The sequence below is a fragment of the Vibrio aestuarianus genome, assembly GCF_028858425.1.
Classification (GTDB): Bacteria; Pseudomonadota; Gammaproteobacteria; order Enterobacterales; family Vibrionaceae; genus Vibrio; species Vibrio aestuarianus.
In genome coordinates this window covers 2,112,949-2,127,824 of record NZ_JAKNYQ010000001.1, presented here as the reverse complement: position 1 = coordinate 2,127,824, position 14,876 = coordinate 2,112,949, and the positions used below count along the sequence as shown (strand labels likewise).

General features: G+C 41.5%; 13 protein-coding genes and 1 riboswitch. Of the genes, 6 read left to right on the top strand and 7 right to left on the bottom strand.

Going from position 1 to position 14,876, the window contains the following annotated elements; genetic code table 11:
- Positions 1-58: 58 nt before the first annotated feature.
- The 3 genes from infA to aat form a co-directional block, all read right to left on the bottom strand.
- On the bottom strand, positions 59-277 hold the full coding sequence (gene infA / locus MCT08_RS09800; protein WP_001040192.1) for a translation initiation factor IF-1: 219 nt from the start codon (positions 275-277) through the stop codon (positions 59-61).
- Between the two features lie 81 nt (positions 278-358).
- The gene (locus tag MCT08_RS09795) at positions 359-1,057 is read right to left on the bottom strand and encodes an arginyltransferase (protein ID WP_274678330.1); all 699 of its coding nucleotides are present in this window, start codon (positions 1,055-1,057) and stop codon (positions 359-361) included.
- 2 nt (positions 1,058-1,059) lie between these two features.
- Positions 1,060-1,776: a leucyl/phenylalanyl-tRNA--protein transferase gene (gene aat, locus MCT08_RS09790; RefSeq protein ID WP_171980019.1), complete on the bottom strand. Its 717-nt coding sequence runs from the start codon at positions 1,774-1,776 to the stop codon at positions 1,060-1,062.
- 345 nt (positions 1,777-2,121) lie between these two features.
- On the opposite strand from aat, the gene aroA reads away from it, so the two are divergent.
- Positions 2,122-3,402 carry a 3-phosphoshikimate 1-carboxyvinyltransferase gene (gene aroA, locus MCT08_RS09785; protein ID WP_274678329.1) on the top strand — a complete coding sequence of 427 codons (1,281 nt, stop codon included), beginning with the start codon at positions 2,122-2,124 and terminating at the stop codon, positions 3,400-3,402.
- Positions 3,403-3,458: 56 nt separating this feature from the next.
- On the opposite strand, the gene MCT08_RS09780 is transcribed toward aroA, so the two are convergent.
- Positions 3,459-3,707 (bottom strand): YciN family protein, encoded by a 249-nt coding sequence (locus MCT08_RS09780; protein WP_053309984.1) that lies wholly within the window; start codon positions 3,705-3,707, stop codon positions 3,459-3,461.
- A 644-nt stretch (positions 3,708-4,351) separates the two neighbouring features.
- Here MCT08_RS09780 and topA point away from each other — a divergent pair.
- The 5 genes from topA to MCT08_RS09755 all read left to right on the top strand — a co-directional run bounded on the left by topA (position 4,352) and on the right by MCT08_RS09755 (position 12,926).
- Complete coding sequence (gene topA, locus MCT08_RS09775; RefSeq protein WP_274678328.1) at positions 4,352-6,979, top strand: type I DNA topoisomerase; 2,628 nt, start codon at positions 4,352-4,354, stop codon at positions 6,977-6,979.
- 178 nt (positions 6,980-7,157) lie between these two features.
- Positions 7,158-8,855 carry a GGDEF domain-containing protein gene (locus MCT08_RS09770; RefSeq protein WP_274678327.1) on the top strand — a complete coding sequence of 566 codons (1,698 nt, stop codon included), beginning with the start codon at positions 7,158-7,160 and terminating at the stop codon, positions 8,853-8,855.
- Positions 8,856-9,268: 413 nt separating this feature from the next.
- Entirely contained in the window at positions 9,269-10,528 is a 1,260-nt protein-coding gene (gene glgC, locus MCT08_RS09765) for a glucose-1-phosphate adenylyltransferase (RefSeq protein ID WP_168522446.1), read from the top strand.
- A complete protein-coding gene (gene glgA / locus MCT08_RS09760; RefSeq protein ID WP_274678326.1) occupies positions 10,518-11,984 on the top strand; it encodes a glycogen synthase GlgA in 1,467 nt (488 codons plus the stop codon). The genes glgC and glgA overlap by 11 nt, the downstream gene beginning before the upstream one ends.
- A gap of 141 nt (positions 11,985-12,125) precedes the next feature.
- On the top strand, positions 12,126-12,926 hold the full coding sequence (locus MCT08_RS09755; RefSeq protein ID WP_053309979.1) for an alpha/beta fold hydrolase: 801 nt from the start codon (positions 12,126-12,128) through the stop codon (positions 12,924-12,926).
- A gap of 29 nt (positions 12,927-12,955) precedes the next feature.
- On the opposite strand, the gene MCT08_RS09750 is transcribed toward MCT08_RS09755, so the two are convergent.
- The 3 genes from MCT08_RS09750 to MCT08_RS09740 all read right to left on the bottom strand — a co-directional run bounded on the left by MCT08_RS09750 (position 12,956) and on the right by MCT08_RS09740 (position 14,675).
- On the bottom strand, positions 12,956-13,264 hold the full coding sequence (locus tag MCT08_RS09750) for a putative signal transducing protein (RefSeq protein ID WP_053309978.1): 309 nt from the start codon (positions 13,262-13,264) through the stop codon (positions 12,956-12,958).
- Between the two features lie 11 nt (positions 13,265-13,275).
- Positions 13,276-13,968, bottom strand: a complete 693-nt coding sequence (locus MCT08_RS09745; RefSeq protein ID WP_241772853.1) for a TVP38/TMEM64 family protein — start codon at positions 13,966-13,968, stop codon at positions 13,276-13,278.
- Between the two features lie 119 nt (positions 13,969-14,087).
- Positions 14,088-14,675 carry a TfoX/Sxy family DNA transformation protein gene (locus MCT08_RS09740; protein WP_053309976.1) on the bottom strand — a complete coding sequence of 196 codons (588 nt, stop codon included), beginning with the start codon at positions 14,673-14,675 and terminating at the stop codon, positions 14,088-14,090.
- A 114-nt stretch (positions 14,676-14,789) separates the two neighbouring features.
- Positions 14,790-14,875, bottom strand: a riboswitch (cyclic di-GMP riboswitch).
- Position 14,876 lies beyond the last annotated feature (1 nt).

Sequence of the window (14,876 nt, the reverse complement as noted above, 5' to 3'; positions counted from 1 at the left end):
TAGACAACAAAAAACGGAGCAATTAGCTCCGTTTTTTGTTGTGTTCGAAAATCAGCGATTAACGAGCACGGAAGACGATGCGGCCTTTAGATAGGTCGTATGGAGTCATCTCAACAGTTACTTTGTCACCAGTAAGAATACGAATGTAGTTCTTACGCATTTTACCAGAGATGTGAGCTGTAACTACGTGACCGTTTTCTAGCTCAACACGGAACATTGTGTTTGGAAGAGTATCAAGGACAGTGCCTTGCATCTCAATTACGTCTTCTTTAGCCATTTAATCCTCTTTAGAAACTTGGCGATTTTTAACGGACGCATTCTGCCGTTAAAATATAAATATGTAAAGTTGGGCGGTATTCTACCCTTGCCAACGTTGATTTACTAGCTTTTGATGGCGTTGAAAGCGCACTTTGTAGTTCATCGCCGGACATTCATCAATTTGATAACCCAGATATAACCACTGCTTACCGGTTGATTGACAATATTGAAGTTGAAATAGAACGCCTAGTGTACCTAAGGATATATCCGCGTCTGGGTCGTAAAAGGTATAAAAAGCGCTGGCACTGTGCCTGAGAATATCAGTCACTGCAATAGCTACTAATTTATTTTCTTGGTAGATATGCAGATATTGAGTATTGAGCCACCCACAACTCGAAAACTGTTGAAATTCGGCGTCTTTAGGTGGAAACATGCTGCCATCACGATGCCTTGCTTCAATATAACGAGAATAAAGGTTGAACCAGCCTTCATCCATTTCTGTTTTGAGTTGCCATCGATAAGAGTGCGCTTTTTTCAACAGGCGTTTTTGGCTATTTGAAATACTAAATTCATTAACCGATACACGCAATGCCTGACATGAATTGCAGCTTTCACAATGAGGCTTATAAATGGTATCACCACTGCGACGAAAGCCATTAGCCAATAAAACTTCATAATTATCTGGAGATTGCATACTTGGGTCGAGTGCCACGGCCACTCGTTCTTGTCGATCTTTTAAATAACTACAAGGGTGGTTGTTGGTTAAACCAATACGTATTTGGTGTAGTTCCGAACTCATGGTTATCCCTCACTTGATAAGGTAAGCCATTGGGGAATAAAGCAGCATTTGTCCAAAGACTCATCTCTAAAAGATAGCAAGGATTTAAGAAAGTCGTCGCGTTGTAATTCGACAGCCCCCAAAGAAAGTAAGTGGGGATTCATGACTTGGCAATCTATCAATTGACCACCATGTGACTGAAAATGTTGGCAAAAATACCAAAGTGCAATTTTCGATGCGTTTGTTTTGATACTAAACATCGACTCGCCACAAAATAGTCGCCCCACTTGTATTCCATACAAACCGCCGATCAATTCTGAGTCATCCCATACCTCAACCGAATGACAGAGTCCTAATTTCGACAGCTCAAGATACGATTTTCTCATGTCTGAATTTAACCATGTTTGATCTGCGGGTCTCAGCTTGGCACATTGGGTGATGACGTCTTGCGTTGCGTGATTGATGCTGATTTTATAGTTATGTTTTTTCTGGAATTTTTTTACGCTTCTTGCTGGCGTAAAGGATTTTGGGTCAAACACTGCACGGGGTGAAGGGCTCCACCAAAGAATGGGTTCTCCCGGGCCATACCAAGGGAAAATACCTTGTCGATATGCACTGTATATACGTTGTGGTTGTAAGTCACCACCAAATGCGAGTAGGCCGTTTGGTTCTTGCAAGGCTTCATAAGGTGAGGGAAACGAGAAGTCATCAAGTTCCAGTTGAGGAAGATAAATGGTCATGCTAAATCCGACACCTGTTAAGGGAAGTAAATGGGGATGTTTAGTCAGAATAGTATTGATTTTTTGATAGTTTGCCAATGGTTGCCGGTGGGGGGAGATTTTGTGATGGTTTTAGCCTCAACGTCAAATTGCCGTTTGGCTAATTAATCATTGGCAGTTAGCTTTAACTATTGAGCTTATTCATGAGTTTGATTGGTCCACTTATCGTGATTTATCAGAAGGTCGAAAAGAGCATATTTATGCTGGAGTTCACTTTTATTTTTAGATAGGCTGCAAGTACGAAGAATTTTCATCGTCTCAAAGTGCGCAGGAAGACTTTGGGGGATGCAAGGAAACACAACATTAATGGAAAGCCTTACCTTAAAACCAATTAAAAAAATGAATGGGGAAGTCAACTTACCCGGTTCTAAAAGTGTATCAAACCGAGCGCTCTTGCTAGCCGCTCTTGCCAAAGGCACCACCACGCTAACGAATTTGCTCGATAGTGATGATATTCGACATATGCTAAACGCTTTGACCAAATTAGGGGTGGTTTATCGATTATCTGAGGATAAAACCGTCTGTGAAGTGGAAGGCTTAGGTCAGCCATTTAGCGTTTCTCAGTTAACCGAACTATTTTTAGGCAATGCGGGAACGGCAATGCGTCCTTTAGCGGCCGCATTATGCTTAGGACAAGGTGAGTTTGTTTTAACGGGCGAGCCGCGTATGAAAGAGCGTCCAATTGGTCATTTAGTCGATGCATTACGGGAAGCAGGCGCACAAATAGACTATTTAGAGAACGAGCACTTTCCTCCACTTAAAATCACCGCTACTGGTCTAAAGGCGGGTAGCGTGGCTATCGATGGCTCTATTTCTAGCCAGTTTTTGACCGCGTTTTTGATGTCAGCACCACTTGCCGAAGGTGAAGTCACCATTAATATCGTAGGTGAGCTAGTATCAAAACCATATATCGATATCACACTGCATATCATGGCGCAATTTGGTGTTAAAGTTGTCAATAATAACTACCAACAGTTTGTCATTCCTGCCGGACAAACGTATCAATCTCCAGGGCAATTTTTGGTGGAAGGTGATGCTTCTTCTGCTTCTTATTTTCTTGCCGCAGCTGCGATTCGAGGCGGTGAAATCAAGGTGACGGGTATTGGTAAAAACAGTATTCAAGGCGATATTCAATTCGCTGATGCCTTAGAAAAAATGGGAGCGGAGATCGAGTGGGGGGACGATTATGTAATTGCGCGTCGCGGCCAATTAAACGCCGTTGATTTGGATTTTAACCATATTCCTGACGCAGCAATGACTATTGCGACAACGGCACTCTTTGCTCAAGGTACAACCGCAATTCGTAATGTGTACAACTGGCGTGTTAAAGAGACGGATCGCCTTGCTGCTATGGCCACTGAATTACGTAAGGTTGGTGCAGAAGTTGAAGAGGGTGAGGACTACATCATTATCACACCACCAACGTTGTTAACGCATGCTGCGATTGATACTTATGATGACCACCGCATGGCAATGTGTTTTTCGTTGGTCGCTCTGAGCGATACGCCAGTGACGATTAACGATCCTAAGTGTACGTCTAAAACCTTCCCTGATTACTTTGATAAATTTTCGGGTTTAAGTCACTAAATGTATTTTCCACAAAGCCTCTTTTGAGGCTTTGTATTTATTTTTTATGGTCTAGCTTATTTAGCCAGTGTAAATTCTTTCGATAGATTCAGCGCTAGGTACTTAAACATATTAAACACCGCCGTTGTATTGGCAGTAGGCAGCCCGTTGTTATCTAAAAAATAATTACCTTTAAATACCAGTACCCCATCTTTCTCTTCTACACTTTCAGCTCTCATTCCCTCAATGTAACTATCATGTTGTTGAATGATCTGATTGGCGATAAGTAGTAAATCAAATTCGGTGATAGATTGTTTGTCGCTCATGTTGAATGCCTTATGAGTGGATTTGCAACGGGATAGTGCCGCAAAAAGCGAGTTAATTTCAATGATCTTAAATAGAAAATCGTGGAAAAATATCAGTATTACTACTTGCTTAAAGCGCTCGCGTAGTAATCGTTTTTTCTCAAAACATGAGAATTTGTGATTTATTGCATATTTCGTCAGTTTAATTTCGCGAACCCGCAGCACTCACTTTAGTATGTGCGCGCAATCTGTAGCATGAAATCTTGAACTAGCTATACCCTTCCTATTTGAAGTTGCAGCGGTGTTGGCTACATTCGCTCACCCCAATCACATAGTTTATCTATGCTCATGGGGATGAACTCACTTGCCGCCTACCTGCAACTTCAAGTTGTTTGGGTATAAACAATGTAATAGCCATGGTAAGTAAGCCTGAATTATTTAGGGTTGTTTCACAGCTTTGCATTTGGATGAGTAGGCGGTAATAGCTCAACGCCAGCACACAAATGGTGAACGCGTTTTGGTGAATTGTCGAACAGTTGAGTTTTATTTTTTCAAAAACATGTTGATCTTCTTGTTAACTGGCTCGATAGTAAAAAAAGAAGCAATATTTTAGAACGTCATGCGATTTACTGGTCGCATAGTGATTAAGGACATTTGAGTCAATTATGGGTAAATCACTCGTTATAGTGGAGTCGCCAGCTAAGGCTAAGACGATCAACAAATATCTTGGTAAAGATTTTGTTGTTAAATCGAGCGTTGGACATGTCCGTGATCTTCCTACTGCCGGTCAAAGTACCGCAAAGAAAGCAGCACCTACCTCTACTAAGAATTTGAGTGCTGAAGAAAAAGCACGTTTAAAAAGTGAAAAAGATCGTAATTCTCTGATTAAGAAGATGGGTATCGATCCCTACAATGGTTGGGAAGCTAATTATCAAATTTTGCCAGGGAAAGAAAAAGTTGTCTCTGAGCTGCAGAAATTAGCCAAAGATGCTGATTACGTTTATCTCGCAACCGATTTGGACCGCGAAGGAGAAGCCATCGCTTGGCACCTTCGTGAGATCATCGGTGGTGATGAACAGCGATATAAACGAGTGGTGTTTAACGAAATCACAAAAAACGCTATCCAGCAAGCATTTGAGACTCCAGGTGAGTTGAATATGGATGGTGTCAACGCACAACAAGCTCGACGATTTTTGGACCGCGTTGTGGGCTTTATGGTGTCTCCGTTGTTGTGGAAAAAGGTCGCTCGCGGCTTGTCGGCAGGTCGAGTTCAGTCCGTTGCAGTAAAACTACTGGTTGAACGTGAACGCGAAATTAATGCTTTTATCCCTGAAGAATTTTGGGATATTCACGCTGACACAAAGACACAAGACAAAACAGATTTTCGCTTAATTGTTGCCCAGAAAGACGGTATTGCTTTCAAACCTGTTAACGAAGCGGAAACCAAAGCGGCTGTCGCTATCTTAGAAAAAGCAGCTTACGAGGTTTGTAAGCGTGAAGATCGTCCAACAAGCAGTAAACCTTCGGCTCCCTTTATCACTTCGACACTCCAGCAGGCCGCGAGCACGCGCTTAGGTTATGGTGTTAAGAAAACCATGATGCTAGCGCAGCGGTTGTATGAAGGGGGTTATATTACCTACATGCGTACCGATTCGACGAATTTGAGTGGTGAAGCGGTAGAGGCTGTGCGTAGTTATATTGGCAATGAATTTGGACAAGCTTATCTGCCAGAAAATCCACTAGTTTACGGAAGCAAACAAGGCGCTCAAGAGGCGCACGAAGCGATTCGCCCGTCCAGTGTGGATGTCAAAACTGATGATCTACAAGGCATGGAAGCGGATGCTCATAAATTATACGCCTTGATTTGGAATCAGTTTGTGGCTTGTCAGATGACGCCAGCACAATATGATTCAACCACGGTGAGTGTTAAGGCTGCTGATTTTACGCTTAAAGCGAAAGGACGCATTCTTAAGTTTGATGGTTGGACGCGTGTTCAACGTCCAATGGGTAAGAATGAAGACCAGATCTTACCACCAGTGAAGGTCGGGGATACACTAGCATTGCAAGTGCTCGATCCAAAACAGCATTTCACCAAACCACCGGCACGTTACACTGAAGCTGCGTTGGTTAAAGAACTTGAGAAACGTGGTATTGGTCGACCATCGACTTATGCATCGATCATTTCAACAATTCAAGATCGTGGCTATGTGAAAGTAGAACAGCGTCGTTTCTATGCAGAGAAGATGGGAGAGATTGTCACCGACCGTCTTGATGCCAGCTTTAATGATTTGATGAACTATGATTTTACCGCCCGTATGGAAGAAAAACTTGACCAAGTGGCGGTAGGTTCAGCAAATTGGAAAGATGTACTTGATAACTTCTTTAATGATTTCACCACTGACTTAGAAGCTGCAGAGTTAGATGAAGAGCAAGGTGGTATGCGACCTAACCATATCGTGATGACGGATATTCAGTGTCCAACATGTTCACGACCAATGGGGATTCGTACCGCTTCGACAGGTGTATTCTTGGGTTGCTCAGGTTATGCATTACCACCAAAAGAGCGCTGTAAGACAACCATTAACCTTGGTGACGAAGATGGTGTTATCAACGTTCTGGAAGAAGACGTTGAAACGGCAGCGCTACGCGCTAAGAAACGTTGCCCAATCTGTGAAACGGCGATGGACGCCTACTTAATTGACGATAAGCGGAAAATGCACGTTTGTGGTAATAACCCGAATTGTGAAGGTTATATCGTTGAGTATGGTGAATTCAAAGTAAAAGGTTATGATGGCCCCGTAGTTGAGTGTGACAAGTGTGGCTCTGACATGGTGCTCAAAAATGGTCGTTTCGGTAAGTATATGGATTGTACTAGCGAAGACTGTAAGAATACGCGCAAGATCTTAAAAAGCGGTGAAGTGGCACCACCGAAAGAAGATCCAGTTCATTTCCCTGAGCTTGCTTGTGAAAATTCAGATGCTTATTTTGTATTGCGTGATGGTGCTGCGGGTTTGTTCTTTGCTGCCAGTAATTTCCCTAAATCTCGCGAAACTCGTGCGCCATTAGTTGAAGAGTTAGTTCGATTTAAAGATCGCATAACAGATAAGTATCAATATCTGACCACAGCTCCAACCCATGACCCGGATGGTCTTCCAGCCGTTGTGCGCTTTAGTCGTAAGTCTAAAGAGCACTATGTACGTACTGAGACTGATGGTAAGCCATCGGGTTGGACTGCATTGTATGAAAATGGACAGTGGGAAGTGACAGATAAGAGAAAAAACTCAAAGAAATAGAGTGATGGTGTCAACCGTTACCAAAATAAGGCAGCTTTCGAGCTGCCTTATTTATTTGCCTTGATTATTTGATCTGTTTCAATTATTAAAAATATTAATTAAAAAATGTATTCATTTTTTTGACATTCTGATGCCAAATGGTTATTGATAGGTTGAAAATTAATCAGTTTGGCCAGAAATGATTATTAGAAGAAAGTTCTTAGTGGTTTTTTCTTTGATTGCATTACTACTTATTGTGGTAGGGTGGAGTTTGGTTAAAACACATTTGCAAGCGTTTTCAATTGGCCTACTGCATCAATACTCCCAAGTCGTTAATCATTACCGTTCAAACAACACGCTAGACCCTATCATTAGAGAGGTCGAACTGGTTCGTCAGGTTTCTTTGCATCCCAATATCATTACATGGGCGGAAAATGCCGCAGATTCAGTCTATATTGACGTAGCTACAGATACATTAGAACAGTTTCGCTGGCAGTTGCTCAGCAAAAATTTTTTCGTTGCTCTGGATTCAAATTTAGCTTACTACTTTAATTCAACGGAGAATATACGCGAGTCAGCGAGTTTGCTGCGTTATCATTTGAATCCAGAGCAAGCTGAAGATCAGTGGTATTTTAAGCATAAACAGCGAGCAGCACCATTTGGTGTCAACATCAATCACGATCATCATTTAGGCATAACTAAATTATGGATCAACCAGTCAATCATTAAAAATGGTCAGTTTCTCGGCATTGTTGGAACCGGTTTGTCATTAGAACCATTTATGGACGGGCTCTTCCGTGAGAATGCGATTGGGGTTGATACATTGTTTGTGGATGAGTTACTAAATGTACAGCTCATCAGAGATGCAAATATTCAATTTTCTGACGATTTCAAAAGCAAAGTTCAAGGTAAACCACTGTCGGCTTTTATCCAAGATCCTAATGATTATGTTCACGTTGTGCAGGCTATCAAAGCCCAAAAAAATGGAGCAGAGCCAAACGCACTACTGGTTGACTACAATGACAGTAATTCCTTGGTTTCAATCAACTACATTAAGCCACTGAATTGGTTTGAGGTTACCTTTATTAATATGGATAGTTTGTTGGCATCGACGAATGTCACGTTACTTTGTTGTGTTTTACTCTTAACGCTTGTTGGATTTTTGCTCACCATTTGGCTGGTCATTGAGCTAACCTTTCTACGTCCTTTCGCTCGCCTTGTTAAGGCAGCACAGCAGTGCCGCACTCAAGACTACCCCATTCAATTTACTTATAAACCACATTCTGAAATCGGGGAGGTGATGCGCTTTATCGAAAAACTAACCAAGGGAATCCTTCATGGACAAGCTAATATTGACCGATTAGTGGCAATAAGAACCTCTGCTCTCGATCATCTCTCTACCATTGATCCTTTGACTCAACTACTCAATAAAAAAGGGATGGAAGCTGAGATTAAAAGTGAATTAGCCAGAGTAAAACGAGAAAATAGTCATTTTGGATTACTTTGGATAGATATTGGAAAATATGGCACGACTGCTCAGAATGATAAGTGTGTCATCACTGACTCACAACTCATACAGGTTACCGACAACATAAATTTGGCAATAAGAGAATATGATTCTGCTGGCCGCTGGGCCGATAATGAATTTCTTATCGTAGTCAGAAGTGATAGCTATAACAGTCTGTTAGCACTATCGAAACGTTTAACTGAGCTTTCATCAAACAGCGTGGGCGCAGAAAATTCAACATCAATTGACTTATCGATTGGTGGGGCACTGATAAACGGAGGGTGTTCTATCACAGAGGCTCTGGCTAAAGCTGACACCGCACTTTATATGGCAAAGCAGTCTAAAGAATGCCAAGTCTATATCTGGCAAGAAGGAAGTCATGTGGCTTAGCTAGACATATTGGGATTTGTATCGAACGAAATTTAACCTAAAAAAACCTTAAACTGACTTCGTTGTATCAGGTGTCTAGAGGTTTTAACTGGATGTCATAAATGTGTTTTATTATTGATTTTCATAGCGTGTATATGAGATGAAAAAACGATACAAAAAACGGATATTAACGTTTGGTTAATGCATTGTTGTATTTATATTTTATGGGGCATTGAAATGTGAGCTAGGTTAGGAGTTGGCAATCTAACGGATTAAGAGTCGACAGAACAGCATATTTAAAATTGAATTCTTCTAGCAATTCGATAACGTATAGGCATCCGTTTTTGAGTGAAAGGTATTTTACAAAATCTCGGATTCTACAAGAGCGTTATATAAAGGAAAAGCATCCATACTCCCCCTCAATACTAATAAGTATGGAATGCGAATATAAAAATGAAAAAATATGGAGAATTATTATGGCTGGTGTTTTAGGTATGATCCTTGCTGGTGGTGAAGGCTCTCGCTTGATGCCCTTGACTGCATCTCGTAGTAAACCTGCGGTTCCATTTGGTGGTAGCTATCGCTTAATCGACTTTGCACTTAACAACTTTGTTAACGCAGATCTTATGCGTATTTATGTCTTGACACAGTTCAAATCACAGTCCCTTTATCTACATATGAAGAAAGGATGGAATTTGACGAGTATCACTGACCGCTTTATTGACTCGATTCCAGCACAGATGCGTGATGGTAAGCGTTGGTACGAGGGGACGGCAGATGCTATCTACCAAAATATTAGTTTTATCGAGCTATCAGCACCTGATCAAGTGTGTATCTTCGGTTCTGACCATATTTATAAAATGGATATACGTCAGATGCTTGACTTCCACAAGCGCGTTGATGCGAAATTGACTGTATCGGCTTTAAGAATGCCACTCTCTGAGGCTTCTCAATTTGGTGTTATTGAAGTTGATGAGCATGGCAAGATGATCGGCTTTGAAGAGAAGCCTAGTAATCCTAAGTCTATCCCTGGACACCCTGATCTTGCTCTTGTTTCTATGGGTAACTATATTTTTGACGCAAACACATTGTGCGAAGAGTTACGCTTAGACGCTGAGAATAAAGAATCTAGTCATGATTTCGGTAAAGATATCATTCCTAAACTCTTCCCTGAAGGTGGGGTTTATGTCTATGATTTTTCTACGAATGTCATCAAGGGTGAAAAAGAAGCCACTTATTGGCGCGATGTGGGTACGATTGATGCCTACTGGTCTGCTCATATGGACTTACTTGAGCACGATGCCGATTTCTCACTCTATAACCGTAGTTGGCCATTACACACTTATTATCCGCCATTACCGCCAGCAACCTTTGTGGATTCACATGATCGTAAAGTACAAATTACAGATAGCTTGATCTCTGGTGGTAGCTATATTCAAGGTGCAAAGATATACAAATCAGTGCTAGGCTATCGCAGTAATATTGCCGCAAATACTTTCATTAGTGAGTCAGTGATTTTAGGTGATGTCAAAATTGGTGAAGGCTGTAGTATTAAACGCGCAATTATTGATAAAAATGTTGAGATTGCACCAGGTACCATCATTGGTGAAGATCTAGAGCTTGATAGACAACGCTTCCACGTGTCAGATGAGGGGATCGTTGTTATTGCAAAAGGAACGAAAGTTGGATTCTAAAAGGGAAAAAATCGAGGTTTGGTTTACCGTTTCAGAAGCACAAGGATTGATTAAAAGTGGTGGTTTGGCGGATGTCGCCAAGGCGCTGCCTAAAGCTCTTCAAGAGCTAGGTCATCAGGTAGCCGTTGCGCTACCTGCTTATCGCTCTATACCGGGGCTAAATGAAGCTCCGGTTGTGCTAGAGACTGAGCTTAATCATTGGCCTCACACCCAATATCGAGTGCGTGAAATGCAGCTTGATGGTGTACCAGTCTATTTGATCGACTGCCCACATTATTTTGACCGTCCAGAAATGTATGGTGAGAATAACCAAGCCTATTCAGATAACGGTGAACGTTTTGGCTTTTTTTCAGCAGCGAGTCTGGATGTGTTGCCGAAATTAGGCAAAAAACCGCAAGTTATTCACGCTAATGATTGGCATACAGGATTAGTTCCTTTCTTGCTTAGAACTCGTTATCAACACGACCCATATTTTTCTGAGATGAAGAGTGTCTTGACGGTGCATAATGCTATCTTCAAGGGGATCTTCTCTTATCATCAATTAGAAATTATTCCTGAATTAAATTTATCTGGTATGGAGTTTCTGCAATATGGGCATGATCACGTTAGCATGCTGCGTGCAGGTATTGCCTTTGCCGATAAAATTAATGCAGTCAGTCCTAATTATGCATCTGAATTGCTGACGCCTTTGGGCTCTCATGGACTGGTTGATGATTTTGTACACAGAGCAAGGGATCTTCACGGCATTGTCAATGGCTGTGATTACAGTGAATGGAATCCACAACAGGATGAATATCTTCCTCTTGGCTATTCAGATGAGGCGGAATCGCTGCATGCGGGTAAATTAGCAAGCAAACAGATACTGCAAGAAGAGCTGCAATTACCTAAACGTTCATTACCGCTGTTTGGTATGGTTTGTCGTTTAACTCACCAAAAAGGGTTTCATTACATTCTACCCATACTTGAGCAGTTTTTACGTAATGATGTCCAAGTGATTATTGTTGGGACGGGTGAACCTGAAGTTGCCACTCGTTTGCAGAAAATCGCTTCATTGTATCCACATAAATTTGCCTTTGTTGAAGCTTATAGCAACCGTTTCGCGCACTTGGTTGAAGCCGGTTCAGATTTCTTTCTTATGCCGTCAGAATTTGAGGCGTGTGGCTTGAATCAGATCTATAGCATGGCTTACGGCACATTGCCTATTGTGCGTGAAGTCGGTGGCCTGAAAGATACGGTTCGTGATTACGATAAGTACCCTGATGAAGCAACGGGTTTTGGTTTCCATGAACCGTCTGCTGAGGCTTTGCTGATTACTATGCAACGGGCGATGCTATTTTATCTTCAGCATCCAGATAAAATGTTAGAAGTACAGCAACGCGCTATGCGACAAGATTTTAGTTGGCAAGATTCAGCGAAAGAATACATCAAAATGTATCAAGACGCGTTATTTAGTTAATAACAAATGAAAAGGCGCTTCGGCGCCTTTGTTTAATGCTATAGAGCAGATAAACCAAACATAATTTTACATCCTGCTGCCAACAGTCTTGGTATTTTGTGGTAGTCTTAATACTCATTGATTGCGAACAAATATCTCAATATGTCTCAGAGTTTACTTTTCCATAAAACTTACCATCATCCGACCAGTGATGAATGGGTTGTCTTTGTCCATGGGGCAGGGGGAAGCTCATCTATCTGGTTTAAGCAGATAAAAGCATACAGAGAACATTTTAATTTATTGTTAATTGACCTCCGTGGTCACGGCAAATCCAATCAGTTACTTAAAGAATTAATGGCCAATCGCTATACTTTTAAATCAGTTACACAAGATATTCTCAAAGTGTTGGATCATCTGAAAATCCAATCTGCCCATTTTGTTGGTATGTCACTAGGAACAATTATTGTCAGAAACCTTGCTGAATTAGCGTCTAGTCGTGTTAGAACGATGGTGTTAGGTGGTGCGGTGACGCGTTTTGACGTTCGTTCGCAGGTGCTAGTTAAGGTAGGCAATTTAAGTAAGCATATCATTCCTTATATGTGGCTATATCGATTGTTCGCTTATATTGTTATGCCACAACGTACTCAAAAAGAGTCTCGACATCTGTTCATACGAGAAGCAAGAAAACTGTGCCAAAAAGAGTTTAAACGCTGGTTTATGCTGACTTCGGAAGTTAACCCTTTAATGAAGTACTTTAAAGAGAAAGAACTACCAATCCCGACTCTTTATCTGATGGGCGAGAGAGACTATATGTTCATTAAACCCGTCAAGGACATGGTGGCACACCACAAAAAGAGTATTCTGTTAGAAATACCCAATTGTGGACATGTTTGTAATGTTGAACAGCCGGAGATGTTTAATCGACACTCTATTGAATTCATTCAACAGAATATGTCTCGCTAATTTCGATACGAGTAGACGGTCAATGGGAGCTACTGAACTGAACTGCAATGCCAGCAGGCAGAAAACTGCGGTTCGTTCTCTTCTCCGCATTTTTGGCAGTACCAGTTGGACACATTTTGTTCATGGTTATCGCGGTAAGTTTCTATAACTGCAAGAGCTTCACGTTCTTTATGAGCATCGAGTAGCCATACATAAGGGTTAGTTTCTTCTCCAAAAGGCAATTCACCTTGTAAACCAAACAGGCCTTCTCCCCTGACTTCACACTGAATTTTTTCTTGCTGCAAGAGATGACTGACGATATGTGCTTCTAATAATAAGTTCGAGACGAATATCTTCATGTTGATTGGCTCTAAGTCGTTTTGGTCATATTGTTGAATTTAGATAGACCCCATTTCGCTATCATGGGAAACAATCCAAGCAGTGCAAATGAAAGCAAGACGGACGGTGAAATAATACCAGATAGACTATCTATTTCAGATAACTGTGTGCCTGCATTCAAATAGACAGCAGTGCCTGGCAACATCCCCAACTGGCTAACTAAATAAAAGCGAACAGTGGAAAGTGGTGTTAAGCCCATTAACAAATTGATCAAGAAAAATGGAAAGACAGGTATCAAGCGCAGAGAAAATAGATAGAAAGCGCCATCACTTTCCACACCTTGGTTTATCGCTTTCAGTTTTGAGCCAAATTTGTCTTGCACCCATTCACGCAGTAAAAAGCGGCTGCTTAAAAAAGCTAGGGTTGCCCCGATAGTACTGGCAAAGGAGACTAAAAGTAGGCTAGTCCAAAAGCCGAATAGCGCCGCGCCTAATAAAGTTACCACTGCCGCCCCAGGTATCGAAAATGCCGTGACTAAAATATAGAGCGAGAAATAGAGTGCAGCTGCGCTCACAAAGTTTTGTTCAATATGCTCATTGAGCAGTAATTGCTGTGCTTTGGCGTTTTCTAAGGTTAGATACTGGCCAAAATTCATCGCTAGCAGAATGATGGTAATTAATAGGATTAGACCCAAGACAATTTTTTTATTCATGCTTTTTCTCACCGCGTTTTTACACTAGATATAGTGAATAGGACATGGAAAGTCGAACTTTTATTTCAAAATGGAATAAAAAAGCGCCCGCAATGAAGTGCGAGCGCTTTTTGAAAGGTTGTGGTTAACGTTTATAGATTATTGGCGAGTTCATCACGACGAGATTGCGAAATAACAGACCAGTGTTTTCCTTCAATCGCGCCTTCTAAAGCCCAAAGCAATTCTAAACTGACAGTCGAAGAGTGGGTTTGCTGAATGGCTTTGTACGCTTCTAAAGCACCTTTCGCTTGTAAATCATTAACCGATTCAATACCTGCTTTTTTGAGCATTCTTTCCGTTGCAAGACGCAAATTGGGCAGATCTTTCAAGCGATCTGGCTTTGCCTGAGCTTGAACTTCACGTTCTTGCTTGGCAATTTCAAGTGCGACAGATGCGTCTCTCAAGATTTGTTGCGGGTTGTTCCAGCAATTATCAGGTAATGCAAAATATTTAGTGACGACAGGAAAGCCGCGCTTTTTATATACATAAGGCTCATAGCCCTGCTGTACAAAGCGTTTTGTAGACACATCATCAGCGCGAATGTGAAGTTTATCGTTTACGACCAAAGCAAACATAGTGTCATCGACGAAAATACCGAAACCGCCAAACATTGAACGAGATTTTACTTGTCCAAACTGTTCGAATAGTCGCATTGAATCTTTAAGTACTGGTTTATCCATGTTGTAAATTCTCGGTGTATAGGTAATACGCCACCAAAATCAGGTCCGAGAGGTTAGCAACTCTATGCAGAAAGTGTGTCAGTAAGGAGTAAACTTAATGCTAGTATCATTGCCATCGGCAACCCCGCTACCTACCAATATTTTGGTTTAGGCCGGAGGCTTTGCGTCCCATTCTTTCAAATGGTTTGCCCTGTGCGTGAC

Bases quoted from the DNA above. Each gene is read 5' to 3' on its own strand.
- infA (WP_001040192.1), bottom strand. From the start codon at position 277: ATGGCTAAAGAAGACGTAATTGAGATGCAAGGCACTGTCCTTGATACT.
- MCT08_RS09795 (WP_274678330.1), bottom strand. From the start codon at position 1,057: ATGAGTTCGGAACTACACCAAATACGTATTGGTTTAACCAACAACCAC.
- MCT08_RS09755 (WP_053309979.1), top strand. From the start codon at position 12,126: ATGTCTCAGAGTTTACTTTTCCATAAAACTTACCATCATCCGACCAGT.
- aroA (WP_274678329.1), top strand. From the start codon at position 2,122: ATGGAAAGCCTTACCTTAAAACCAATTAAAAAAATGAATGGGGAAGTC.
- MCT08_RS09770 (WP_274678327.1), top strand. From the start codon at position 7,158: ATGATTATTAGAAGAAAGTTCTTAGTGGTTTTTTCTTTGATTGCATTA.
- topA (WP_274678328.1), top strand. From the start codon at position 4,352: ATGGGTAAATCACTCGTTATAGTGGAGTCGCCAGCTAAGGCTAAGACG.
- aat (WP_171980019.1), bottom strand. From the start codon at position 1,776: ATGACCATTTATCTTCCTCAACTGGAACTTGATGACTTCTCGTTTCCC.
- MCT08_RS09780 (WP_053309984.1), bottom strand. From the start codon at position 3,707: ATGAGCGACAAACAATCTATCACCGAATTTGATTTACTACTTATCGCC.
- MCT08_RS09750 (WP_053309978.1), bottom strand. From the start codon at position 13,264: ATGAAGATATTCGTCTCGAACTTATTATTAGAAGCACATATCGTCAGT.
- glgC (WP_168522446.1), top strand. From the start codon at position 9,269: ATGGAATGCGAATATAAAAATGAAAAAATATGGAGAATTATTATGGCT.
- MCT08_RS09740 (WP_053309976.1), bottom strand. From the start codon at position 14,675: ATGGATAAACCAGTACTTAAAGATTCAATGCGACTATTCGAACAGTTT.